Here is a 22,162-nt window from a genome sequence, read left to right as displayed (position 1 = left end):
GACCTCCGTGCTGTGCACCGTGGTCCACGGTCATGCCGCCGCCAGCTTCGAACGCACGAGCCGCGCTTCGCGGATCGGCAGATGCACCAGCGCGGCGCCGGCCGCAAACGCAATGTCGATGTACCAGACGATGTCGTAGTTGCCAGTGGCCTGGAAAACATAGCCGCCCAGGAACGCGCCCAGGAAGCCGCCGATCTGGTGCGCCAGCATCACGATGCCGAACAGCATCGCCATGTTGGCCGGCCCGAACATCTTGGCGACCAGGCCGGCGGTCGGCGGCACGGTCGACAGGAAGGTCACACCCATCACGGCGGCGAACACCAGCATGACCAAGGTCGTCTTCGGCGCCAGCAGGAACACCAGCACGGCGATGGCGCGCGTGGCATAGACCAGCGATAGCAGCGACTTCATGCGCCAGCGCCCCACGGCCCAGCCTATCGCAAGGCTGCCGACGATGTTGAAGAGCCCGATCATTGCGAGCGCCCAGCCGCCGACTTCCGCCGGCAGCCCGCAGGCCGCAACGACGCCGGGCAGGTGCGTGGCCAAGAAGGCGACGTGAAAACCACAGACCAGGAAGCCCAGGCTCAGGTAGCGGAAGCTGGGCGTCGCGAGCGCCTGGCCGATGGCTTGGCCCGCACTCAGCGGCTTTGTGCCCGATGCGGCCGCCGACGCCGCGGCCATTGCGTTCGAATTGCCCTTGAGCACCCATGCGGCCGGCAGCGCCAGCAACACCAGCACGCCGAGCCACTGCATGGCGCCGGCCCAGCCCACGGCCGCCGTCAGGCCAACGGCGATCGGCGCCATCGCGAATTGTCCGAAGGAACCGCCGGCATTCACCAAGCCGGTGGCCAGGCCTCGCTTGTTCGCCGGCACAAGGCGCGTGGTCGCGGCCATTAGCACCGAAGGGCCCGCCATGCCGGCGCCGCCGGCCGCGAGCACGCCGATGGCGAAGATCAGGCCTGCCGTGCTCGTCATGAGCGGCGTGATGAGCGTGCCGACGGCCACCAGCAGCACGCCGATGAACACCACGCGGCCCGTTCCGATGCGGTCGGCCACGGCGCCCGCAAAAGGTTGGGTGAGTCCCCACCAGAGCTGCCCGAACGCGAACGCGAGGCTGATGCTGCCGATGCCGAGCGCGGTCGAAGTGTTGAGCGCCGAGAGGAACAGCCCCATCGTCTGGCGCACGCCCATCGTGAGCGCAAAAGCGCCCGCGGCTGCCAGCAGCACGAGCCAGAGCGCATGGCGCCGAAAAGAGGTTTCATTCATCGCGGGCTCCTGTTTGGTCTTCGGGCTGTCCATCGCCCAGCCCTGCGCGCTGCAGCAGCTCCAGGCTCTCATCGAGAAGGGCATGCAGCGCCAGCACGCGCTCCGTGCCGAGGATGTCGTTGAGCGCCAGCTGCGCGCCGTGCCACAGGCGCTGCGCCTCGGCTCGCTTAGCGCGGCCTGCGTCGGTGATCGCCAGCATGCGGCTGCGCGCATCGGGACCCTCGGTCTGCACCAGGAAGCCCGCCGCCAGCAGAGGCTTGAGATTGCGCGTGAGCGTCGAGGCGTCGACGTTCATCTCGCGCGCCAGGTCGACCGGGCGCAGCGGCCCAAAATGCAGCACGTGCGAGAGCAGTGAATACTGCGTGGTCTTGAGCCCGCTGGGCGCAACGTGCGCGTCATAGAGGCGCGACGCCAGCCGGGAGAGCCGGCGCAGGCGGAAATTGGTACATCCTTGGGGCCTCAGCTGAGGCTTCAGAGCGGTGTTCATGTTTTCATTGTAACTACAATGATTGTATATGCAACTATCAAGGATTTTTTTCATGAGCGAGCCCCACTCCATCGACGCCTGGATCGCCCAAGAGGCAGAGGTCGTCCAGCGTCTCGAAGCTGGACCCGGCCCTGGCTTGGCACGGCCTGAGCAGATCGCAGGCAAGACCGGGCTCGAAATGATGCAGGCCATGCTGAAGGGCGAGATCCCCTTTGCGGCCATTGCCAAGACGCTGGACTTCACGCTGCTTTCTGTAGGCCCAGGCGTGGCGGTGTTCCAGGGCACGCCGCTGGCGCAGCACCTGAACCCGCTCGGCACCATCCACGGCGGCTGGATTGCCACGGTGCTCGATTCCGCGCTGGGCTGCGCGATCCACACCATGATGCCGGTGGGCCGCAGCTACACGACGGCCGAGCTGAGCGTGAACTACGTGAGAGGCGTCACGCCCAAGGTGCAGCGGGTCCGCGCCGAAGGCAAGGTGATCCATTGCGGCCGGCAGCTCGCCACCGCCGAAGCGCGGCTCGTCGGGCCCGACGGCACGCTGTACGCGCACGCCACCACCACCTGCCTGGTGTTCGAGATGCCCTCGCCGCGATGAGCCAGTCCGCCGCCATGCCCTCCACTCCTCCCCACGACCCCTCGCTGGCACCGGCTTTCAAGGCCCTTCTCGCCGCGCGCTACAGCTGCCGGGGCTACCTTGCCGACCCGGTTCCGCGCGAAACGATCGATGCCATCCTGCAGCTGGCGCAGCGCACCGCTTCATGGTGCAACTCGCAGCCATGGCAGGTGATCGTGACCAGCGCCGCGGCCACCGAGCGGCTGCGCCAGGCCTTCGATTCGGACGAGGCCGCAGCCGATGCCGCGTTCGACATTGCGCCTCCCGCCGAATACCGCGGCGTGTACCGCGAGCGCCGCCGCGAATGCGGCTTCCAGCTGTACGAGAGCGTCGGCATCGCGCGCGGCGACCGCGAGGCGTCGGAACGGCAGGCGCGGGAAAACTTCAGGTTCTTCGGCGCGCCGCACGTGGCCCTCGTCACCACCGAAGCACCGCTCGGCACCTACGGCGCCGTGGACTGCGGCGCCTACGTCAACAACTTCGTGCTGGCGGCCCGCAGCTTCGGCGTGGCCAGCATCGCCCAGGCGGCTGTGGCCTCGCGCTCGAAATTCCTGCATCGCTGGTTCGAGATTCCGGACGACCGCCAGGTGGTGTGCGGCATTGCGTTCGGCTATGAGGATCCCTCGCATCCGGCCAATCGCTTCCGTACGACGCGCGCAGGGCTGGACCAGGCCTGCCGATGGGTGGATTAGCCGTTGACCGGCGCGTCCCGATAATCCCTCGCCGTGTAAGCGCAAGGATATAAAACCACCCCCAAGGGCAGTGATAATGATTCTCATCGTCAGCCGCGTGGCTGCGATGCTTTTTCAAAACACGTCTCTGCACCTGGAGGATCCTTCATGACCGACCGCTTCGGCGTCCAAGGCCGCGCCGCCCGCGCACTGATCGGCGTCTGCGCCGCCTGGCTGGCCGCTGCCGCCCTGCCCGCCTACGCCGCCAACGACGAACTCACGCTCTACACGACGCGCGAGCCCGCGTTGATCCAGCCGCTGATCACCGCCTTCAGCACGCAGAGCAACATCAAGGTCAACACCGTGTTCGTGAAGGACGGCCTGCTGGAGCGCGTCAAGGCCGAGGGCGCGCGCTCCCCGGCCGACGTGCTGATGACGGTGGATATCGGCAACCTGATGGACCTGGTCGACGGCGGCGTGACGCAGCCGGTGAAGTCGGCCGCGCTCGAATCGGCCGTGCCCGCCAACCTGCGCGGTGCCGACGGGCAGTGGTTTGCCCTTTCGCTGCGCGCGCGCGTGCTCTACGCCGACAAGAACCAGCCGCTCACCCGCTTCAGCTATGAAGACCTCGCCAATCCGAAGTGGAAGGGCAAGGTCTGCATCCGCGCGGGCCAGCATCCCTACAACACGGCACTGGTCGCGGCGATGATCGCACACGACGGCGAGGCCAAGACCGAACAGTGGCTGCGCGGCGTCAAGGCCAACCTGGCCCGCAAGGCCACGGGTGGCGACCGCGACGTGGCGCGCGACATCCTCGGCGGCATCTGCGATGTCGGCCTGGCCAACTCGTACTACGTCGGCCAGATGAAGAGCTCCAAGGAAGGCACCGACGCGCGCAAGTGGGGCGATGCGATCAAGGTCGTTCGCCCGACCTTCGCCAGCACCAAGAGCGGCGGCACCCACGTCAATATCAGCGGCGCGGCCGTGGCCAGGAATGCGCCGCAGCGCGCCAACGCGGTCAAGCTGCTCGAGTTCCTGGTGTCGGAGCCGGCTCAGTCCCTCTACGCGCAAGCCAACTACGAATACCCGGTGCGCAAGGGCGTGGCACTCGACCCGATCATCGGCGAGACCATCGGCGAGCTGAAAGTCGATCCGCTGCCGCTCACCGAGATCGCCAAGTACCGCAAGCAAGCCAGCGCCCTGGTCGACAAGGTCGGCTTCGACTTGTAATGTTGCTCGCCCCCTGGCTTCGCGCACTTCGTGTCGCTTCTCCCTCCCCCTACCGGGGGCAACACCAGTGGCCCGGCAGAGCCGGTTCCACGGTGTTTCCCGAAGGAGCGGGAGCAATGGAAGGCCAGTGTTCCGCATGAGCTTCGCTGGCCTGCACGCGGCAGGCCCGCTCTGGCGCTCGGCCTCGTTCGCCATCGCCATCGGCGTGCTGGCGCCGGTGCTCACGCTGGCGTGGCTCGCGTTCGGCTCCGGCGTGGGGCACTGGGGGCCGCTGTTCGCGCACGTGTTGCCGCGGGCCGCACTCAACACGGCCGTGCTGCTGGCGGGCGTCGGCACGCTGGTGCTGGTGATCGGCACCGGCTGCGCCTGGCTGGTCACGGCCTGCGACTTTCCGGGCCGGCGCGTGCTGCACTGGGCCCTGCTGCTGCCGCTCGCAATGCCGACTTACATCGTCGCTTTCGCCTACCTCGATCTGCTGCATCCGATCGGCCCGGTGCAAGGCGCGATCCGCTGGGCACTGGGCTTCGACAGCCCGCGCCAATTCCGCCTGCCCGACCTGCGCTCGATGCCGGGCGCGATCTTCGTGCTCGGCTTCGTGCTCTACCCCTACGTCTACATGACCGCGCGCGCCATGTTCATGACGCAGCCCGCGCATCTGATGGAGGCCGCCCGCACCTTGGGCGAAAGCCGGCGCGGCGCGTTCTTTCGCGTGGCGCTGCCGCTGGCACGGCCGGCGCTTGCCGTGGGCCTGAGCCTCGCGCTGCTCGAGACGCTGAACGACATCGGCGCTTCGGAATTTCTGGGCATCAACACGCTCACGGTCGCGGTCTACACCACGTGGATCACCCGCTCCGACCTGGCCGGTGCGGCGCAGATCGCCTGCGCCATGCTGTTCGTGGTGGTGGCACTGGTCTGGCTCGAACGCAATGGCCGCCAGCACCAGCGCTTCGGTTCGGCACAACGCATGCGAGCCATGCAGCCCCGCCGCCTGCACGGCGGTGCCGCATGGCTCGCCACCGCCATCGCCACGCTGCCGGTGCTGATCGGCTTCGTGGCGCCGGCCCTCTACCTGGTCTGGGAGAGCGCCAAGCGGCTGCACCAGGGCGGCGGCGTATCGCACGGCCTGCTCGCAAGCCTTGGCAACACGCTGGCCCTGGCCGCCGGCGTGACGCTGGTGGCGGTGGTCGCGGGATTGGTCGTCGCATGGGCGGCGCGCAGCCAGGGCTCGCGCCCCAACCGCGCGCGCTGGCAGGCACGCGTGGCCACGCTGGGCTATGCGGTGCCGGGCACGGTGCTCGCCATCGGCCTGCTCACGCCGGCGCTTGCAGTCGATGCGGCGCTGGCCAGCGTGCTCGGCCTGCAGGGCCTGCCGCTCATGGGTGCAGGCATCGTGCTGGTGGTCGCCTGCGCGATCCGCTTCCTCGCCATGCCGGTCGGCGGCATCGAAGCCGGGCTGGCGCGCATTCCGCCCGCCATCGAACAGGCCTCGCGGCTGCTGGGCGAGACCAGCGGCGGCACGCTGCGGCGCGTGCACCTGCCGCTTCTGCAGCCCGCCATTGCGACCGGTGCGCTGCTGGTTTTTGTCGACGCCATGAAGGAGCTGCCCGCCACGCTGCTGCTGCGGCCCGCCAATTTCGACACCCTGGCCACCTGGCTCTATGCCGAGGCCGCTCGCGGCACGTATGAAGAAGGCGCCATTGCCGCACTCGCCATCGTCGCTGTAGGCCTCCTGCCAGTGATGCTGCTGGCGCGCAATCAACTGGGCACGCCATCGGCCCTGCCGGGTCCGGACACGACATGAGTTCCTCTCTTTTCATCGAATCGATCCAGCTCGCCTACGAAACACCGCGCGGCCTGCACACCGTGGTGAGCGACTTCTCGCTGTCGCTGCCCACAGGTGAAATCGGATGCCTCTTCGGCCCTTCGGGCTGCGGCAAGACCACGGTGCTGCGCGCGATTGCGGGCTTCGAGCCGCTGCGTGCCGGAACCATCCGGCTCGGCGATGTGCTGCTCTCTTCGACGGAGGTGCACCTGCCGCCCGAGCAACGGCGAGTGGGCATGATGTTCCAGGAATACGCGCTGTTTCCTCATCTGTCGGCGGGCCAGAACGTGGCCTTCGGCCTGCGCCGCTCGAGCCGTGCGCTGCAGCAGGCGCGCGTGGCCGAAATGCTGGCGCTGGTTGGCCTGGCCGATGCCGGCGAGCGCTTTCCGCATGAGCTTTCGGGCGGCCAGCAGCAGCGCATTGCGCTGGCCCGCGCGTTGGCACCGTCACCCGCGCTGCTGTTGCTCGACGAGCCTTTTTCGAACCTCGACGGCGGCACGCGCGAGCGCCTGACGGCGGAGGTGCGCAGCATCCTCAAGCGCGCCGGCCAGACCGCCATCCTGGTCACCCACAACGAGGCCGAGGCCCATGCCATGGCCGACCGCGTCGGGGTGATGCACGGGGGCCGGATCACGCACTGGATGGATACCGCTCCATAGCACAAGGCGCCGATCTGGCGAATGGGCTTTTCGGGAAAAGGTTGTTCGGGGCCGCAAGAATCGCGGCGCTCCCCTTCATTTTTTCTTCCTGAAACGCAACCGCCATGTCCAAGCCACTCACCCTCGTCAGCCACCTGCTGTGCCCTTATGTGCAGCGCGCGGCCATCGCCCTGGCCGAAAAGAACGTGCCGTTCGAGCGCGTCGTGATCGACCTTGCCCACAAGCCCGATTGGTTCGTCGCGATCTCGCCGCTCGGCAAGGTGCCGCTGCTGCGGCTTCAGCGGCCCGACGGCAGCGAAGCGGTGCTGTTCGAGAGCAACGTGATCTGCGAATACCTGGAAGAAACGCAGCCGGGTCCATGCTTGCATCCCGAAGACCCGCTCACCCGTGCCGAACACCGTGCGTGGATGGAATTCGGCTCGGCCATCCTCGGCGACCTGTGGGGCTACGAAACCACGCGCGACGCCGAGGTGTTCGAACAGAAGCGCCTGGCGCTGGCCGCCAAGTTCGAGCGCGTCGAAGCCGCGCTGGGCGCGGGGCCCTTCTTCGCGGGCATCCACTTCAGCCTGGTGGACGCCGTCTTTGCGCCGATCTTTCGCTACTTCGAAGTGTTCGACGAGATCAGCGACTCGCACATCTTCGATGCCTTGCCGAAGGTGGACGCCTGGCGGCGTGCGCTGGCGGCACGGCCCAGCGTGCGCAGCGCCGTGGTGCCGGAGTATCCGCTGCACCTGCGCGAGTTTCTGCGCAAGCACGAGGCGCATTTGCTCGAGCTCGCGTAATGCCGACAATCGGCGTTCTTCCCCAAACGACAGACACCACGAGATGCGACTCCTCCACACCATGCTGCGCGTCGGCAACCTCCAGCGTTCGATCGACTTCTACACCCAGGTGCTTGGCATGAACCTGTTGCGCACGTCGAAAAACCCCGAGTACAAATACAGCCTCGCCTTCATCGGCTACGGCAACGGCAACCCCGACCAGGCCGAGATCGAACTGACCTACAACTGGGGCACCGAAAGCTACGAGCTCGGGACCGCCTACGGCCACATTGCGTTGGGCGTGCCCGACGCCTATGCGGCCTGCGAAAAGATCAAGGCCGCCGGCGGCAACGTCACGCGCGAAGCCGGCCCGGTCAAAGGCGGCACCACCGTGATCGCCTTCGTGACCGATCCCGATGGCTACAAGGTCGAGTTGATACAAGACAAATCGAAGGCCCAGGGCACGCCCGGGTCCAGCGCCGACGCCTTGCGCGCCCCCTAGCCGGGCGCTGCGGCCTGCGGCCGCTTCCTCGCCCGCGAAGCGGCCCCCGGGAGGGGTGCCGTTTAAAGTGAAAGCGCGGCGAATTGAGGATACAAATGATCACCTTTTCGCGGGCGATCGGCATATTCTTTGCTGGTATTTTCTCAGGGTACGCCGGTGGGGCTAAATGCCTCCCGCGCCGTTACCTTAAATCGCAATCAAGCACCTTTACAGTTCGGCAAGGCCGTCCATTCGGATGAAGCGTCCGGCGGCATGCCTTTGAACTATTTTCTACATATGCGCTTCTTCCAAGCGGCCAGAAATTGACCATTCTCAGCATCCGCGGCAGGGCCATCGATCCGGCAATATCGCTCATCATATTTTTATTTGCCGCTCTGATTGTGGGAGCTATTCCGTTTGCGTACCACGACACGGCGGCGCAGAATTTCCCGGACGAAGAAACGCTTTTGAGTTTCTTCGGGGCGGACTCCTGCCAGATTGCCTCGACTTCGGTGGAGGAAAGAAACTCCTACGCCTGCAGCGCATTCCTGCTGGAATCGGTGGGGCTGAGTGCCAAGACAGCCCCGATCGCGGGCGCCCTGCTGAGCGTCACGCTCACCCTGATCCCGATATTTCAATTCAGCCGGATATCCCTTGGCGTTTTTCTCGTGTCGCTTGGATGGGGTTTCATCAGGGCCATTTTCCTGTCGGTCCTTTCAAAGGACATGCTCTCCGCCTGCGTCGTGCTCCTTTCGATCATGGCGGCGCAACAAAGCTGGTTCGGGTTCACGTGGTTTTTGTCTTCGACGATCTACGGATGGGTAGTACGAAAATATTGGCTGCTGGTCAGCGCCACCTGGCTCGGATTGAGACTGGTAAGAAATCAGCTCACCGTATTCAGGCTGTTCGTCATCATCGTCTTGATTTACATCGCGCTCTCACTGACATTCCAAATCGCATTGGGCGCAACGCTGGACTTTGCCAGAGCCGCAGTGAACGAGAACAGAGACGTAGGCGCGGAAGGGTCGCGAACGGTCATCGATGCCGTGATCGCTTCCGACAATGCCATGCTCCAGGCACTCAACGCGACGATCACCTTCTTCAGGCTGGCGTTTCCTCTTGAGCTTTTGCGTTTTGGATCGATCAGCCAGCTGGCGTTCATTTCGATCATGCCTTTCACCTTCATATGGATGGTGAAGGCCATCGTCAAGGGCGTGAAGTCGGACAACAAGAACTTGATCCAGGCCAGCAAGGTGGCGCTGGCCCCGCTGTCTTTTCTCATTATCGAGGGCGTGTTCGAGCCTGACTTCGGTTCATTTGCCCGCCATTTCGCCATCGTCAGCCCGCTCGTTTTTTCCGCCCTGGCGCTGGTGCAGAAAGGCGAACTGGCCCAGGACAAGCTTCTGAGGCGCAGGCAAGCCGCCGCTCCCGCTGCAGCGCCCACCGCTCCCACTTTTGTTCGCCCCCTTCCTCAGGATCGCGCCTCGTGAAGTCCCAATCCATTGCGGTCGATCAGCCCCAGTACGTCGAATCCATCCAGGCCGGACGAGGCATTGCCGCATTGCTGGTTGTCATTCATCACGCAGCGCAAAAGGCACATGCACTGTCTGGCGGCGCGATTCCCCTGTTCGATTTCGGGATCATCGGGGTGGACGTGTTCTTCATGATCAGCGGCTTCATCATCTACTTTGTCACCGCCAACAAGACGATGACGCACGTGGAGTTCATGGAAAAGCGGATCGTGAGAGTGTTCCCGCTTTACTGGGGGCTCTCGCTGCTGGCGCTGCTTGTTTTCATCTTTGCGCCCAAGCTGATCAACAGCAACTCGCAAGAAGCGACGGACGTCGCCGCGTCGTTCTTTTTGTGGCCCACCTCCGCGCCGTACCTGGTCAACAACGGGTGGACGCTGACGTACGAGATCATCTTCTACGGACTGTGGGCGCTTGTCGCACTGCCCGTGGCAAAGCCAAGGAGCGCCTACATCGCCTGCCTGGTACTGGCCGCCGCATCGTTCATTGGGGTGCTCTGCGGCATCGACTACAAGGTAATGAATTTTTCATTGTTTGTAGAGTTCGCGTTCGGCGTCGCCATTGGCGTGGCATTCAAGAAGGGATTGCTCCGGCAGAGCATTCCTTTGTCGATTGTCTTGACCACCGCCGGGGCTTTTCTTGCCTACCTGGCAATTTCGCGAGGCTTTGGAAGCAGCGAGCTCAGGGGGTTTGCGCTTGCAATCCCTTCCGCAATGATATTTGTCGGAATAATCTTGCTCGGATCGGTCTGGGGCAAGGCCCGCACGATCCTGGCCATTGGGGACAGCTCCTACTCGCTGTATCTTTTCCACCCGTTCATCCTGGTGGCCATTCCCCTCACGGTGAAGTCGCTCGGCCTCGCCTCGCCGTCCCAAATTCTTGCCATTGCCGCCGCGGTGTGCGTCGCGTCGTTCTGGGCTTCGCACATGGTCTACAGGTACGTGGAATTCCCGCTCACCCAGATGATGCGCGGGATGATCAAGTCCGCGAAATCCCTGGGCGCGGCCAGGGCAAGGTGATCATCGCGCTCAGCAGCCCAGCAGGTCGGCCAGCTGGTTGATGTCGCGTGCGTGCAGGTTGTTCTCGGGGTTGGGCGAAACGTCTTTCGGCTGGGCGCGGCCGAATTCGCAGGGCCGCTCGATGTAGGCGGTCTTGAGGCCGCACACGCGCGCTGCGGCCAGGTCTTCGTGGTGCGCCGCGGCCAGCATGACCTGCCCGGGCGTTGCGTCGAACACGCCGGCCACGCCCAGGTAGGTGCGCGGGTCGGGCTTGTAGGCCTTGAACACCTCGGCCGACAGCACGCAGTCCCAGGGCAGGCCGGCCCGCTTGGCCATTTCAGTGAGCAGGCCGATGTTGCCGTTGGAGAGCGTGCAGATGGTGAACTTCTTTTTCAGGCGCGTGAGCCCTTCGACCGCATCGGGCCAGGCCGGCAGCCGGTGCCAGGCGCGGCTCAGCTGGCGCTTGGCGGCGGTATCGAGCCGTCCCGCCATGCCGAAATCGTGCAGCACCTGTTCGAGCATGCTCAGGTGCAGTTCGTCGAGCAGCGTGAAGCCGCCCTCGCCTGCCGCAATGCGTTCCATCACCGCTTTCATGGCCGGCTGGTAGCCCGCCCGCCAGGCCAGCGCAAAGGTTGCGCCGTCCACGCCCGGCAACGCAAGCTCGGCCTCGGCGGCAATGCCGCTGTGCCAGTCGACCACGGTGCCGAAAACGTCGAACGCGATGACCTTCAGGTCGCTCGCGTCGAAGTCCGCGCGCATGGTCAGCGCGGCAGCTGGCTCGCCGCGCGTGCCAGTTGCTCGATCAGCGCCCAGTTGCCGCCCTGGATCGCGTCGGTCGGCACGATCCAGGAGCCGCCCACGCATGCCACGTTGGAGAGCGCGAGAAACTCGGCCGCGTTGCCCGCGTGGATGCCGCCGGTGGGGCAGAAGGTGACATCGCCGAACGGCCCTTGCCACGCCTTGAGCATGGGCAGGCCGCCGGCCTGCAGCGCGGGAAAGAACTTGAGCTCGGTGTAGCCGTCCTCCTGGGCCATCATGATCTCGCTGCCGGTGGCCACCCCTGGCAGCAGCGGCAGGCCGAGGTCGTGGCAGGCCTTGCCGACCGCGCGCGTGTAGCCCGGGCTCACGCCGAACCTGGCACCGGCGAGCGCCGAGGCCTGTGCATCGGCGGCGCTGCGGATGGTGCCCGCGCCGGCCACGGCATCAGGCACGTCGCGCGCAATGGCCTCGATGCATTCGAGTGCCTGCGGCGTGCGCAGCGTGACTTCGAGCATGCGGATGCCGCCGGCCACCAGCGCGCGCGCCAGCGGAACGGCATGTTTCACGTCGTGCAACACAATGACCGGGATGACCGGTGCATCACGCATGACGTCGAGCGCGGTGAGTTTGTTGTTTTCTATAGCCATGAGCAGGCTCCTTCTTCGGCAGTCAATGCATTGCGGCGCATGCCGGCGAACAGTTCGCGGCCGAGGCCGTGGCCGTCGGCGATGCGCTTTGCGTCGGGAAGCGCGGCTGTCTCGCGCTCGGCCCATTCGTCGTCGGGCACCAGCACGGCCAGCGTACCCGCCACGGCGTCGAGGCGTATCACATCGCCGTCGCGCACCTTGGCGAGCGGCCCGCCCGCGGCGGCTTCGGGCGAAACATGGATGGCGGCCGGCACCTTGCCCGAGGCGCCGCTCATGCGGCCGTCGGTGACCAGCGCCACGCGAAAGCCCTTGCCCTGCAGCACCGAAAGCGGCGGCGTGAGCTTGTGCAGCTCGGGCATGCCGTTGGCGCGCGGGCCCTGCCAGCGCACCACGCACACCACGTCGCGCTCGAGCTCGCCGGCGGTGAAGGCCTGGTGCAGCGCGGCCTGCGAATCGAACACCCGCGCCGGCGCCTCGATCACGTGGCGGTCGTCGGGCACCGATGACACCTTGATCACGCTGCGCCCCAGGTTGCCGTTGAGCAGCTTCAGCCCGCCGGTAGCGCTGAAGGGGCTCTCGACGGGCCGCGCCACGGCTTCGTCCTTCGACGGCGCGGCGGAATTCCAGACCAGGCGCTTGTCGTCCACCAGGGATGGAACGTTCGCAAATTCGCGGATGCCGCCGGCACGCACGGTCAGCACGTCGGCGTGCATCAGGCCGGCGTCGAGCAGCTCGCCGATCACGAAGCCCGGGCCGCCCGCGGCCTGGAACGCGTTCACGTCGGCGCTGCCGTTGGGGTAGACGCGCGTCAACAGCGGAATCACGTCGGAAAGGCGCGAGAAGTCGTCCCAGTCGATCACGATGCCCGCCGAGCGCGCGACAGCCACCCAGTGGATCAGGTGGTTGGTGGAACCGCCTGTGGCCAGCAGCGCCGCCATGGCGTTGACGATGCAACGCTCGTCGACCATCTCCCCGATGGGAGGGCAATTGAATTTCGCCTCGCTGGCGCGGCCCAGCACCGTGCGAACGGCTTCGCGCGTGAGCGTTTCGCGCATCGCGTCGCCGGGCTGGATGAAGGCGGTGCCGGGCACGTGCAGGCCCATGGCCTCGAGCAGCATCTGGTTGCTGTTGGCGGTGCCGTAGAAGGTGCAGGTGCCGACCGTGTGATAGGCCGCCATCTCGGCATCGAGCAGGCCCTGCCGGCCCACCAGGCCTTGCGCCGCCTGCTCGCGCACCTTGGATTTCTCGCCGTTCGAAAGACCCGAGGGCATGGGGCCGGCGGGCACGAACACCGTCGGCAGGTGCCCGAAGTGCAGCGCGCCGATCAAGAGGCCCGGCACGATCTTGTCGCACACGCCCAAGAGCAGCGCGCCGTCGAACATGTCGTGCGTGAGCGCCACCGCGGTGCCCATGGCGATCACGTCGCGGCTGAACAGGCTCAGCTCCATGCCGGGCGTGCCCTGGGTCACGCCGTCGCACATGGCCGGCACGCCGCCGGCGACCTGCGCGGAGGCGCCGAGGCTGCGCGCCTCCTGCTTGATGATGTCCGGGTAGCCCTGGTACGGCGCATGGGCCGAGAGCATGTCGTTGTAGGCGGTGACGATGCCGATGTTGGGCGCGCGCTCGGTCACCACCTTGAACTTGTCGTTGGCGGGGATGCCGGCCACGGCGTGCGCGACGTTGGCGCAGCCCATGCGGTCGGAGCCCCGGTCGCGGTTGCGGATTTCGGTCAGGCGCTCGAGGTACGCGCTGCGCGGCCCCCGGCTGCGTTCGCGAATGCGATCGGTAACGTCAAGGACGGTGGGATGTGTGCTCATGGGGATGTTTTCGGTCGCGTGGCCGGCATGTCGGCACTGTCGCTTTCGCGACCTTCGACTCGGAAGTCGATAGTACCAAGACAGCAGGAACGGGGCCGATGGAAATCCACCACCCCGGCGATACGGATTTACCATCCGCGTCAATCGAGCGGCACGAGCGAGGCTCGTCAGTCGACCAGCTTGACTTCGACGCGGCGCGCCTCGGCGTTGTTGCCCGACCCCGCGGTGACCGCCGGCTTCTGCAGGTCGACCTTGCCGGCCGGCACGCCCAGGCCTACCAGCACGTCGCGCACCGTGTCGGCGCGTTTCTTGGCAAGCTGCTCGTTGGTGGCCGCATCGCCCGTGGTGTCGTGAAAGCCGGAGACCACCGCCTTGCGGCCGCTCTCCACGCCCTTGATGACGGCCGCCAGCGCCTCGGCCGCCCCGGGCGCGAGATCGGCGCTGCCGGTGGCGAAATAGAAGTTCACCACGCCGTTGGCCACCCGGATGCTCGCGCCGTCGGGGATCACGACCGTCACCGTCTCGGTCACTTCGGCCACCGTGGTGGTGGGACCGGGCGCCGCTGCGGCAGCTGCCGCCACCGCGGGCCTGGCATGGGCCGGTGCCGCAGCGTGCCCCTTGTGCCAGACCGCGATACCCAGGACGAAGAAGATCACCAGCGCAATCAATGCCAGGAGAAATCCGAGGATGAAATTTTGCTGGCTGTCGTCGTCACTCATGAGGGGGCGTACTCCGTAAGAAAGAGGTCGGTAAATAATGGTGCGGTGAACCATGATCGCGAAATTGTAGGCGCCACCCCCTCGGGCCCCGCGCCAGACCCGGGTCCACCGGGCCTGGACCCCATGCCCAAGCCCCTGCGCGACCCGCTGCCCATGCTCGAACAGGCCATTGCCGATTGGGGTGGCCACGAAGACCTGTGGCTCTTCGGCTACGGCTCGCTCATCTGGCGCCCCGAGTTCGACTTCGTCGAGCGGCGGCCCGCATGGGTGCACGGCTGGCATCGGGCGTTGAAGATGTGGAGCCGCATCAACCGCGGCAGCGTCCAGACGCCGGGCCTCGTCTTCGGCCTGCTGTCGGGTGGCAGTTGCCGCGGCATGGTGTTCCGGGTGCCTTCGGCCCACGGCCTCGAAACGCTTCGCAGGCTCTGGCTGCGCGAGATGCCGACCGGCGTGTACGACCCCCGATGGCTGAAGTGCAACACGCCGGAGGGCTCGGTGCGCGCGCTGGCCTTCACGCTCTCGAGGCGCAGCCCCAACTTCACCGGCGAGCTCAGCGATGACCGCTACCGCCACATCTTCACCCACGCGGTCGGCCGCTACGGCAGCTCGCTCGACTACGCGCGCCAGACCTTGCTGGAGCTGCGCCGGCATTCGATCCACGACGCGGCCCTGGCGCGGCTGGTCGCGCTGGCGCACGAGAAGCAGGAGCAAGAGGCGCAAGAGGAGCTGCAAAAGCAGTCCGAGGCGGCCGCCGATTGCGGTACGCGGCCAGGTCCGGTATATGTTCCGGGGTCTCCAGACCCATCTTCCAAGAAGGAAAAACCATGAACCATCGCCTTTTCGTCGCCACCGGCACCGCCCTTCTCGCCAGCGCCCTGCTCTCTGCCTGCGGCAGCATGATGGGCGGCAAGCCGAGCGCGGCCGCCGAACTGATGCCCACCGCGGCGATCTCGCCCAATCCGACACGGGGCACGGTGACCTTCACCGCCCTGGACCACGGCGTGCGTGTGGCCGGCGAAGTGCGCGGCCTGGCACCGGGCAGCGAGCATGGTTTCCACATCCATGAAAAGGGCGACTGCGGCGACAACGGCAACGCCTCTGGCGGCCACTTCAACCCCACTGGCGGCACGCATGGCAAGTTCGGCGCGCCGGGCAGCCATGCCGGCGAACTGCCGAGCCTGGTGGCCGACGCCAGCGGCGTGGCGCGCTTCAGCGTCGACGACCACACCATCTCGCTGACCGAAGGCGCCGCCAACAACGTGGTGGGCCGCGCGCTCGTGGTGCACCGCGACCGCGACGATTTCACGACCCAGCCGGCCGGCAACTCCGGCCCGCGCACCGCCTGCGCGGTGATCGCGCGGCGCTGATCGGCTAGCCAGCGCCCGCCGAGCGCTCCCGCCACAGGACCTCGGCGCGCGCCAGGGCCTCGGGCGTGTCGATGTCGGTCACGATGCCGACGTCGTCGACCACCAGGTCGGCCACCGCATCGATGGCGCGCATCGCCTTCAGGACCGGTGCCGCGCCGAAGTTTCCCCGCAGCGCCGCGAGCTGGGCCCGGCATCCCGGCGCGAAGCCGACCGGATGCCCCCGCTCGCCCCTGTATTGCGGCTGCGCCGCGCAGATACGGCCGGTGAGCGCCGCGGCCACGGCGCGCAATGTCTCGGGACGCACCAGCGGCAGGTCGCCCGGCAGGATCAGCCAGCCCGCGGCATCGGGCGTGGCGCGCACCGCGGCGGCAATCGAATCGCCCATGCCCGGATGCCCGGCGTCTTCGAGCCGCCACGGCAGGCCGCTGGCGCGCACGGCATCGAGCGTGCGCTCGATCAGCGGCTTGCCCGCGAGCGGCGCCTGCAGCTTGGAGCCGGTGCCGCCGGCCGCGATGAAACGCTCGCCGCGGCCTGAGGCCAGCACGATCACCAAGGGGGAATTCGCCTTTGCCGCCATGGGCCGAGTATGTCCGCGGAATGACCGCAATGCCGTGCGGTGGCGCATGCGCAACAATGCCGCCATGACTTCTTCTCCCACCAACGAAACGTTGGCCGCGCTGCGCAAGAGCTACGAGCGCGCCGAACTCGGCGAAACCCACAGCGCGGACGACCCGCTGAAGCAGTTCGAGCGCTGGCTCGGCGAAGCCATCGACTCCCAGGTGCCCGAGCCCAACGCGATGACGCTGTCCACCGTGTCCAGCGACCTTCGGCCTTCGAGCCGCATCGTGCTCATCAAGGGCTGCGACGCGCGCGGCATCGTCTGGTACACCAACTATGAAAGCCGCAAGGGCCGCGAGCTCTCGGGCAATCCGTATGCGGCCTTGCAGTTTCACTGGGTCGAACTCGAGCGGGTGGTGCGCATCGAGGGCCGCGTGGAAAAAACCAGCGCCGAGGAGAGCGATGCCTACTTTGCGAGCCGCCCGCTCGATTCACGCATCGGCGCCTGGGCCAGCCCGCAGAGCGAAGTGATCAGCGGCCGCGACGTGCTGGTCAAGAACGCGGCCGTGGCGGCTGCGAGGCACCTGCTCTCGCCCCCGCGCCCGCCGCACTGGGGCGGCTATCGCCTCGTGCCTGATCGCTGGGAGTTCTGGCAAGGCCGCAAGAGCCGGCTGCACGACCGGCTGCGCTACAGGCTCGAAGGCAGCAACTGGGTGCGCGAGCGCCTGGCGCCCTGAACCTCCCCGCCTTCTTCGCGGACACCGCGGAACCGGCTTTGACGGGCCGCAGGTGTTGCCCCCTTGAGGGGAAGCGGCTACACGAAGTGAGCAGCAACGGGGGTGGGTCAAGCCTCGCAGGCCGCAACCTTGAACTCGACACGGCGGTCCAGCGCATCGCTGGCATCGTCGGCCCCTGTACCCACAATGTTCTCGCGGAACCCCATGCCGGATTCGCGCAGCTTCTTCGAGAGCGGCGGCGCCTCGCCCACCAGCCGGCTCTTCACGCTGACCGCGCGCTGCAGCGACAGGCGCTCATTGACCGATTCCGAACCGGTGCGGCTCGTGTGGCCCGTGACCACCACGCAAGAATCGATCTGCGCGGCCTGGCGCGCGATCTGGCGCAGCCACATCGGATAGGCGGCGCTGATCTTCGGGTCGGCCAGGAAGTCGGTCGAACCGGGCTTGAACAGGAACTTCACGCTCAGGTTGTTGGTTTCCAGTCCGAGCCTCGCGATGGTGCCGAAGGTCTTCTCCGCATCTGCGGTGCGTCCGAGCTGGGCCTGCGTGAGATACAGGCCGCTGTAGATGCGCAGCTGCTGGCCGTCGGGCCGGCGCGAGGCGGCTTCGTAGCGGCTGAGCGCTTCGCTCATGCGGCCGGCCTCGTAGGCCGCGGTGGCTTCCTGCAGCACGGTCGAAGTGGGCAGGCGTTCCAGGTACAGCGCGTCGGCCGCCTGGCCCGGCTGCGTTTCGGCGGTGCGGATGTAGCCTTCCACGCCGCGGTCCTTGCCGTTCACGGGGCTGTCGCGAAAGAAGGCCGTCGGCCGCGTGTCCAACGTTGCATCGCTGATGCGCGCCACCGATTGCGCAATGACCACGCCGCTCTTGATTTCGGTCAGCGCCAGGTTCAGGCGATAACGCCCATCGGCCGCGTCCTTGTCGCGCACCAGCGTGCCGTTGAGCACGTATTGCGCGCGCTCGATCTCGGCGTTGTTGAACGGCGTCACGGTGAACTGCTTGAACTGCGACTGCATGCGCTGGACGATGCGCTGCTCGGCCACGCGCGTGACTTCGGTCTGCTGGCCGCTCGAGCCCTCGAGCAGCGGATCGATCACGATGCGGCTCTGCTTGATCGACGACTCCACCTTGGCCAGGAAGGCCGGCAGCTTCTGGGTCTGCACGATCAGGTCGTCCACCGCCTGGTTGACGGCCTGCTCGAAGGGCATGGCATTGCCCGGGACCGGACGATGCGCGCACGCGGCGGAAAGCACGGCGACGCACAGTGCCAGCACGCGCAGCGCCGTGCGGATGGGGCGGGTGGTATTCATCATCAGCATTGACTCCTCAATATCTTCATGTCTTCGTCCGACAGCGGCTCGCCGACCGCCGCGCGCATGTTGATTTCGGTGCAGCGCCTGGAGGGCGGCGGCCGTTTCGGCGCGGCAGCCTTCTCCACCTCCTGTGCCATTGGGGCCGGGGGAGGTGCAGCCACGGCAACGGCCTGCGGCTTCGGCCTGGCACTCGGCCGCGATGTCGCGACAGGTGCAGGTTTGGCTTCTGCCTCCGTTGGCTTCGCGGCTGCTGGCGGGGTTGGCGTCGACTCGCGCGGCACGGCAGCCGAAAGGCAGGGCGTGCGGCACGGCTTGGTATCGGCCGCCGCCGGCAGGGCAGCACAGCACAGCGCGATCACCATCGCAATCGGCGCCATGACGGAAAACGGCGAAGACCGCGCCTGGTAAATCATCAGCGGGCAAATGTAGAACGGCAGCCGCCGCTCGCCATCTCGCCAAATGGCCACCCTGCCGAACGGCATAGGCGCCCGCCGTGCGGGGCTGCCGGTGCTTCAGTAGTTCGAAAGACTACGAAGATTCAGGGAAGCCACTGCACCAGGGTCATCACCAAGGTCAGCGTGGCCAGCGCGAGCACCGTCGACATCGCGACGCTGGCCGTGACCAGGTCTTCGGCCGTGCGGTAGCGCTGCGAAAAGAGAAAGACGTTGGCGCCGATGGGCAGCGCCGCCGCCACCACCATCACGGTAAGCGGAATGCCGCGCACGCCCAGCAGCCAGCCGATGCCGGCCACCAGCAGCGGATGCAGCAGGTTCTTCACCAGCGACTGCACCATGGCGCCGCGCCAGTGCCGGCCGATGGGCGTGAGCGCAAGCGTGATGCCCACCATCACGAGCGCCACCGGACCGAAGGCCTGCCCGAGCAGCATGATCGGCTTGTCGATGGATTCGGGCATCACGAGCCCCGTCTGCGCAAACAGCAGCCCCGCGATGATCGGCAGCGGCACCGGGTGGATGATGGCGTTGCGCAGTGCGCGCAGCACGGTGCGCGCCATGGGGCGCTTCTCCTGGCCGCTCACCGTCGCATGCTCGCGTGCCACTGCAAGCTCCAGCACCACCGTGGCGCTGGTCAGAAGCACCAGCGAGTGCAGCGAGATCAGCGTGAGCAGCACCACCATGCCCTGCTCGCCATAGGCGAGGCCGACCAGCACGATGCCGATCATCACGGTGTTGCTGTAGGTGTTGGCCAATGCAATGACAGCCGCCGTGCGGTTGAAGCCGCGCAGCGCCAGCGTGGCCGCGAACAGCAGGCCCGAGGCAATGAAGTATGCCGCCACTGGCTTCAGGTGGAGCTCCTGCACGTGCACCGTGCTCATGGCGCGAAACAGCAGCGCGGGCGCCAGCAGGAGGAAGATCAGGTTGGAAAGATCCTTGACGGCGTTGCCGCCGATCCAGCGGCGCCGGCCGGCCAGGTAGCCCGCAGCAATCAGAAAGACGACGGGAAGCAGGGAAGAGATGACGATCGAATTCACCCGCCGAGGATAGCCTCTTGCCCGCTTCTCCTCCCGCTCGCAAAGACGGAAGGAAGAAGCAGTACCGGTGCCTTAGAAAGTCACGCGCAGGCCCACCTTCAGCGAACGCCCCGGCAGCGGCGCGTTCGGGTACACCGTGGTCGTCAGGATCGAGGTCGGGCTGTAGGCCAACTTGTTCGTGATGTTGTCGACGCGCGCATACCAGGTGAGATTGGCGCGCTGCACCTTCATGCGGTAGGAAATCGAGGCGTTCCACAGCGTGTAGGCATCGGTCTCGCGCGCGCCGACGCTCGGCACATGGCGCTGCGCCGCGTTGTAGTCGAAGCCGAAGCGCGCGCTCCACGGGCCGTTGCCATACGCCAGCGTCGCGCCCGCGCGAAACGGTGCGATGCGCGGCAGCGGCTCGCCGGTGTCGAGGTTCTTCGCACGCACCACGTCGCCGCGCCATTCCAGGTCGAGCGTCGAGGCATCGGCCATACGCGCGAAGCCGTCGGCGCCCAAGAGGCGCAGGTTGCCGCTGGCCTCGATGCCGGTGAAGCGCGCGCGCACGCCGCTGTAGAGGTACTCGGCCAGCGTGTCGGTCGCTTCGGGATCGGTCACCACCTGGCCTTCTTCATCGAGCGTGCGGCCCGAAGCCGTCAGGCCGATGTAGTTGCGAAAGCGCGTGACATAGGCGTTGACGCGGGCCGTGTTGGGGCCCGACTTCCATTGCGCGCCGACATCGAAGCCGGTCGACTTTTCTTTCTGCAGGTCCGGATTGCCGACTTCCCAGGCGGCCGTTGCCACGTGGGGGCCGTTGGCGAGCAGCTCGTAGTCTTTCGGTGCCCGCTCGGTGTAAGCCAGGTTCGAGGTGAGCTGCCACTGCGGCGTCAGGTTGACCAGCGCGCCAAGGGCCGCGCTGTGGGGGTTGAAGGTGCGCTCGCCAATGGCAAAGCGCGTCACCGTCGGATCGTCGGGATAGCCGAGCGACGTCACGCGGACTTTCTCGGTGCGCGCGCCGAAGCTCAACCGGCCCCACGAGGTGCCGAGCTCTTCATACATGAACAGCGCGTTGGAGCGCGTGCGGCTGTGCGGCGCAAAGGCTTCCTCGCCATCGGCGGCAAAGCGGTTGCTTTCGCTCGAGAAACCGACCAGGCCTTCGAAGTTGCCGATCTTCCGGTGGCGCGCCTCGATGCGCAGGTCGTTGCTCATGTTCGAGAACGTGGTGCCGGCCTCGCCGCCTTCGTACTCGGTGTGGCGGTAGTTGGTGTGGCTCGCCTTGGCATGGATGCTCGAAATGAAGCCGCCCGGGCGCCACTCGCCTTCGAGCGCATAGCGGTCGGACTTCATGCCGATGGTCACGTCGTCTTCGGCCACGGTGCCGTAGTTGCTGCGGTAGGTGCTGGCCGAGGCGCCGATGAAGCCCTGGTCGAAGAACAGCGTGCCGCCCACCGCCCCGCCGTGCGCCTCGTTGGCCGAATTGCAGATCTTGCGCGCCAGCCAGGGCCGCCCGGGCTTGCTGCATTCCAGGTCGATGGGCACCGAGACATCCTTGGAGTCGCGGTTGAACGCATCGACGTGCAGCGCGAAGCGGTCGTTGCCGCCTTCCAGCACCACGCCGCCGTTCTTCTCCTTGCTGCCGGTGGAAAATCCCAGGTCGGCGCGCCCGCCGAAACCGTTGATCGGCTCGGTGGGAATGCGGTTGTCGATCACGTTGACCACGCCGCCCACCGCGCTGCCGCCGTACTGCAGCGCGGACGGCCCCCGCAACACCTCGACGCGCTCGGTGACCAGCGCATCCACCGGAACGGCGTGGTCGTAGCTCAGCGCGGAAGCGTCAGGGGCGCCGCCGCCGTTCTGCAGGATGCGGATGCGGTCGCCGTCCTGGCCGCGGATGATCGGCCGGCTCGCATTGGGGCCGAAATAGCTGCTGCTCACGCCCGGCAGGTTGTTGAGCGTTTCGCCAAGGGTCGATTCGGAGCGCATCAGCAGCTTGTCGCCCGAGAGCGTGGTAGTGGGCGCAATCAGTTCGCTGGCGCCCAGCGGATTGCCAGTGACGGCGATCTCCGGCAGGCTGGCCGCAGCCGCCTCGGCCGGTTGCGCCTGGGGTGCCGGCTGGGCCTGGGCCATGGCTGCGAAAGAGGCGAGCGAAAGAACGGCAGCGCCGATGGCGTTGCGACGGAAATTGGGAATCATGAATGAGCACTCGTTGAATCAAGGGACGATCTGCCGCCACCCGCAGAGGCGCGGGTGCAGCAAC

Annotated in this window: 23 protein-coding genes; 13 read left to right on the top strand and 10 right to left on the bottom strand. The window is 66.8% G+C overall.

Features of this window, described 5'->3' with window-relative positions; translation table 11 throughout:
• Positions 1–30 precede the first annotated feature (30 nt).
• On the bottom strand, positions 31–1,266 hold the full coding sequence (locus ACAM55_RS06745; RefSeq protein WP_369655268.1) for an MFS transporter: 1,236 nt from the start codon (positions 1,264–1,266) through the stop codon (positions 31–33).
• Positions 1,259–1,753, bottom strand: coding sequence for a MarR family winged helix-turn-helix transcriptional regulator (locus tag ACAM55_RS06740; protein WP_369655267.1), 495 nt, complete (start codon positions 1,751–1,753; stop codon positions 1,259–1,261). Before ACAM55_RS06740 ends, ACAM55_RS06745 begins: the two co-directional genes overlap by 8 nt.
• 52 nt (positions 1,754–1,805) lie before the next feature.
• On the opposite strand from ACAM55_RS06740, the gene ACAM55_RS06735 reads away from it, so the two are divergent.
• The 9 genes from ACAM55_RS06735 to ACAM55_RS06695 all read left to right on the top strand — a co-directional run bounded on the left by ACAM55_RS06735 (position 1,806) and on the right by ACAM55_RS06695 (position 10,541).
• A complete protein-coding gene (locus ACAM55_RS06735) occupies positions 1,806–2,351 on the top strand; it encodes a PaaI family thioesterase (protein ID WP_369655266.1) in 546 nt (181 codons plus the stop codon).
• Between the two features lie 14 nt (positions 2,352–2,365).
• Positions 2,366–3,061, top strand: coding sequence for a nitroreductase (locus tag ACAM55_RS06730; protein ID WP_369656347.1), 696 nt, complete (start codon positions 2,366–2,368; stop codon positions 3,059–3,061).
• Positions 3,062–3,208: 147 nt separating this feature from the next.
• Positions 3,209–4,270 (top strand): Fe(3+) ABC transporter substrate-binding protein, encoded by a 1,062-nt coding sequence (locus tag ACAM55_RS06725; RefSeq protein ID WP_369655265.1) that lies wholly within the window; start codon positions 3,209–3,211, stop codon positions 4,268–4,270.
• Between the two features lie 136 nt (positions 4,271–4,406).
• The gene (locus ACAM55_RS06720; protein WP_369655264.1) at positions 4,407–6,071 is read left to right on the top strand and encodes an ABC transporter permease; all 1,665 of its coding nucleotides are present in this window, start codon (positions 4,407–4,409) and stop codon (positions 6,069–6,071) included.
• Positions 6,068–6,751: an ABC transporter ATP-binding protein gene (locus ACAM55_RS06715; RefSeq protein WP_369655263.1), complete on the top strand. Its 684-nt coding sequence runs from the start codon at positions 6,068–6,070 to the stop codon at positions 6,749–6,751. The genes ACAM55_RS06720 and ACAM55_RS06715 overlap by 4 nt, the downstream gene beginning before the upstream one ends.
• 104 nt (positions 6,752–6,855) lie before the next feature.
• The gene (locus tag ACAM55_RS06710; RefSeq protein ID WP_369655262.1) at positions 6,856–7,533 is read left to right on the top strand and encodes a glutathione S-transferase family protein; all 678 of its coding nucleotides are present in this window, start codon (positions 6,856–6,858) and stop codon (positions 7,531–7,533) included.
• Between the two features lie 43 nt (positions 7,534–7,576).
• Positions 7,577–8,014: a lactoylglutathione lyase gene (gloA, locus tag ACAM55_RS06705; RefSeq protein ID WP_369655261.1), complete on the top strand. Its 438-nt coding sequence runs from the start codon at positions 7,577–7,579 to the stop codon at positions 8,012–8,014.
• A gap of 302 nt (positions 8,015–8,316) precedes the next feature.
• A complete protein-coding gene (locus tag ACAM55_RS06700; protein ID WP_369655260.1) occupies positions 8,317–9,483 on the top strand; it encodes a hypothetical protein in 1,167 nt (388 codons plus the stop codon).
• Entirely contained in the window at positions 9,480–10,541 is a 1,062-nt protein-coding gene (locus ACAM55_RS06695; RefSeq protein WP_369655259.1) for an acyltransferase family protein, read from the top strand. Before ACAM55_RS06700 ends, ACAM55_RS06695 begins: the two co-directional genes overlap by 4 nt.
• Before the next feature lie 9 nt (positions 10,542–10,550).
• Here ACAM55_RS06695 and ACAM55_RS06690 read toward each other — a convergent pair whose 3' ends face one another.
• The 4 genes from ACAM55_RS06690 to ACAM55_RS06675 all read right to left on the bottom strand — a co-directional run bounded on the left by ACAM55_RS06690 (position 10,551) and on the right by ACAM55_RS06675 (position 14,462).
• The gene (locus ACAM55_RS06690) at positions 10,551–11,279 is read right to left on the bottom strand and encodes a haloacid dehalogenase type II (protein WP_369655258.1); all 729 of its coding nucleotides are present in this window, start codon (positions 11,277–11,279) and stop codon (positions 10,551–10,553) included.
• 2 nt (positions 11,280–11,281) lie between these two features.
• Positions 11,282–11,926, bottom strand: a complete 645-nt coding sequence (gene eda, locus ACAM55_RS06685; RefSeq protein ID WP_369655257.1) for a bifunctional 4-hydroxy-2-oxoglutarate aldolase/2-dehydro-3-deoxy-phosphogluconate aldolase — start codon at positions 11,924–11,926, stop codon at positions 11,282–11,284.
• A complete protein-coding gene (gene edd / locus ACAM55_RS06680) occupies positions 11,917–13,743 on the bottom strand; it encodes a phosphogluconate dehydratase (RefSeq protein WP_369655256.1) in 1,827 nt (608 codons plus the stop codon). The genes eda and edd overlap by 10 nt, the downstream gene beginning before the upstream one ends.
• A 167-nt stretch (positions 13,744–13,910) precedes the next feature.
• Positions 13,911–14,462, bottom strand: a complete 552-nt coding sequence (locus ACAM55_RS06675; protein ID WP_369655255.1) for an OmpA family protein — start codon at positions 14,460–14,462, stop codon at positions 13,911–13,913.
• 123 nt (positions 14,463–14,585) lie between these two features.
• On the opposite strand from ACAM55_RS06675, the gene ACAM55_RS06670 reads away from it, so the two are divergent.
• On the top strand, positions 14,586–15,290 hold the full coding sequence (locus ACAM55_RS06670) for a gamma-glutamylcyclotransferase (RefSeq protein ID WP_369655254.1): 705 nt from the start codon (positions 14,586–14,588) through the stop codon (positions 15,288–15,290).
• A complete protein-coding gene (locus tag ACAM55_RS06665) occupies positions 15,287–15,829 on the top strand; it encodes a superoxide dismutase family protein (RefSeq protein WP_369655253.1) in 543 nt (180 codons plus the stop codon). The genes ACAM55_RS06670 and ACAM55_RS06665 overlap by 4 nt, the downstream gene beginning before the upstream one ends.
• Before the next feature lie 4 nt (positions 15,830–15,833).
• Here ACAM55_RS06665 and ACAM55_RS06660 read toward each other — a convergent pair whose 3' ends face one another.
• A complete protein-coding gene (locus tag ACAM55_RS06660; RefSeq protein ID WP_369655252.1) occupies positions 15,834–16,406 on the bottom strand; it encodes an NTP transferase domain-containing protein in 573 nt (190 codons plus the stop codon).
• Positions 16,407–16,470: 64 nt separating this feature from the next.
• On the opposite strand from ACAM55_RS06660, the gene pdxH reads away from it, so the two are divergent.
• Complete coding sequence (gene pdxH, locus ACAM55_RS06655) at positions 16,471–17,124, top strand: pyridoxamine 5'-phosphate oxidase (RefSeq protein WP_369655251.1); 654 nt, start codon at positions 16,471–16,473, stop codon at positions 17,122–17,124.
• A gap of 107 nt (positions 17,125–17,231) precedes the next feature.
• Here pdxH and ACAM55_RS06650 read toward each other — a convergent pair whose 3' ends face one another.
• Complete coding sequence (locus ACAM55_RS06650; RefSeq protein WP_369655250.1) at positions 17,232–18,440, bottom strand: OmpA family protein; 1,209 nt, start codon at positions 18,438–18,440, stop codon at positions 17,232–17,234.
• A gap of 18 nt (positions 18,441–18,458) precedes the next feature.
• Between ACAM55_RS06650 and ACAM55_RS06645 the strand changes: the two genes are divergently transcribed.
• On the top strand, positions 18,459–18,842 hold the full coding sequence (locus tag ACAM55_RS06645; protein ID WP_369655249.1) for a hypothetical protein: 384 nt from the start codon (positions 18,459–18,461) through the stop codon (positions 18,840–18,842).
• A gap of 130 nt (positions 18,843–18,972) precedes the next feature.
• Here ACAM55_RS06645 and ACAM55_RS06640 read toward each other — a convergent pair whose 3' ends face one another.
• Together ACAM55_RS06640 and ACAM55_RS06635 are read right to left on the bottom strand one after the other, a co-directional pair.
• Positions 18,973–19,923 carry an AEC family transporter gene (locus ACAM55_RS06640; RefSeq protein ID WP_369655248.1) on the bottom strand — a complete coding sequence of 317 codons (951 nt, stop codon included), beginning with the start codon at positions 19,921–19,923 and terminating at the stop codon, positions 18,973–18,975.
• Between the two features lie 72 nt (positions 19,924–19,995).
• Entirely contained in the window at positions 19,996–22,098 is a 2,103-nt protein-coding gene (locus ACAM55_RS06635) for a TonB-dependent receptor (protein WP_369655247.1), read from the bottom strand.
• Positions 22,099–22,162: the final 64 nt, after the last annotated feature.

It is taken from the genome of Variovorax sp. V213 (assembly GCF_041154455.1).
GTDB lineage: Bacteria > Pseudomonadota > Gammaproteobacteria > Burkholderiales > Burkholderiaceae_C > Variovorax.
The sequence above is the reverse complement of the archived record's forward strand: the minus strand, read 5'-3'. Positions and strand labels throughout refer to the sequence as shown.

Bases quoted from the DNA above. Each gene is read 5' to 3' on its own strand.
- ACAM55_RS06650 (WP_369655250.1), bottom strand. From the start codon at position 18,440: ATGCTGATGATGAATACCACCCGCCCCATCCGCACGGCGCTGCGCGTG.
- gloA (WP_369655261.1), top strand. From the start codon at position 7,577: ATGCGACTCCTCCACACCATGCTGCGCGTCGGCAACCTCCAGCGTTCG.
- ACAM55_RS06745 (WP_369655268.1), bottom strand. From the start codon at position 1,266: ATGAATGAAACCTCTTTTCGGCGCCATGCGCTCTGGCTCGTGCTGCTG.
- ACAM55_RS06635 (WP_369655247.1), bottom strand. From the start codon at position 22,098: ATGATTCCCAATTTCCGTCGCAACGCCATCGGCGCTGCCGTTCTTTCG.
- ACAM55_RS06725 (WP_369655265.1), top strand. From the start codon at position 3,209: ATGACCGACCGCTTCGGCGTCCAAGGCCGCGCCGCCCGCGCACTGATC.
- ACAM55_RS06730 (WP_369656347.1), top strand. From the start codon at position 2,366: ATGCCCTCCACTCCTCCCCACGACCCCTCGCTGGCACCGGCTTTCAAG.
- ACAM55_RS06675 (WP_369655255.1), bottom strand. From the start codon at position 14,462: ATGAGTGACGACGACAGCCAGCAAAATTTCATCCTCGGATTTCTCCTG.
- ACAM55_RS06715 (WP_369655263.1), top strand. From the start codon at position 6,068: ATGAGTTCCTCTCTTTTCATCGAATCGATCCAGCTCGCCTACGAAACA.
- edd (WP_369655256.1), bottom strand. From the start codon at position 13,743: ATGAGCACACATCCCACCGTCCTTGACGTTACCGATCGCATTCGCGAA.
- ACAM55_RS06690 (WP_369655258.1), bottom strand. From the start codon at position 11,279: ATGCGCGCGGACTTCGACGCGAGCGACCTGAAGGTCATCGCGTTCGAC.
- ACAM55_RS06720 (WP_369655264.1), top strand. From the start codon at position 4,407: ATGAGCTTCGCTGGCCTGCACGCGGCAGGCCCGCTCTGGCGCTCGGCC.
- pdxH (WP_369655251.1), top strand. From the start codon at position 16,471: ATGACTTCTTCTCCCACCAACGAAACGTTGGCCGCGCTGCGCAAGAGC.
- ACAM55_RS06645 (WP_369655249.1), top strand. From the start codon at position 18,459: ATGTCTTCGTCCGACAGCGGCTCGCCGACCGCCGCGCGCATGTTGATT.
- eda (WP_369655257.1), bottom strand. From the start codon at position 11,926: ATGGCTATAGAAAACAACAAACTCACCGCGCTCGACGTCATGCGTGAT.
- ACAM55_RS06670 (WP_369655254.1), top strand. From the start codon at position 14,586: ATGCCCAAGCCCCTGCGCGACCCGCTGCCCATGCTCGAACAGGCCATT.
- ACAM55_RS06710 (WP_369655262.1), top strand. From the start codon at position 6,856: ATGTCCAAGCCACTCACCCTCGTCAGCCACCTGCTGTGCCCTTATGTG.
- ACAM55_RS06740 (WP_369655267.1), bottom strand. From the start codon at position 1,753: ATGAACACCGCTCTGAAGCCTCAGCTGAGGCCCCAAGGATGTACCAAT.
- ACAM55_RS06665 (WP_369655253.1), top strand. From the start codon at position 15,287: ATGAACCATCGCCTTTTCGTCGCCACCGGCACCGCCCTTCTCGCCAGC.
- ACAM55_RS06660 (WP_369655252.1), bottom strand. From the start codon at position 16,406: ATGGCGGCAAAGGCGAATTCCCCCTTGGTGATCGTGCTGGCCTCAGGC.
- ACAM55_RS06735 (WP_369655266.1), top strand. From the start codon at position 1,806: ATGAGCGAGCCCCACTCCATCGACGCCTGGATCGCCCAAGAGGCAGAG.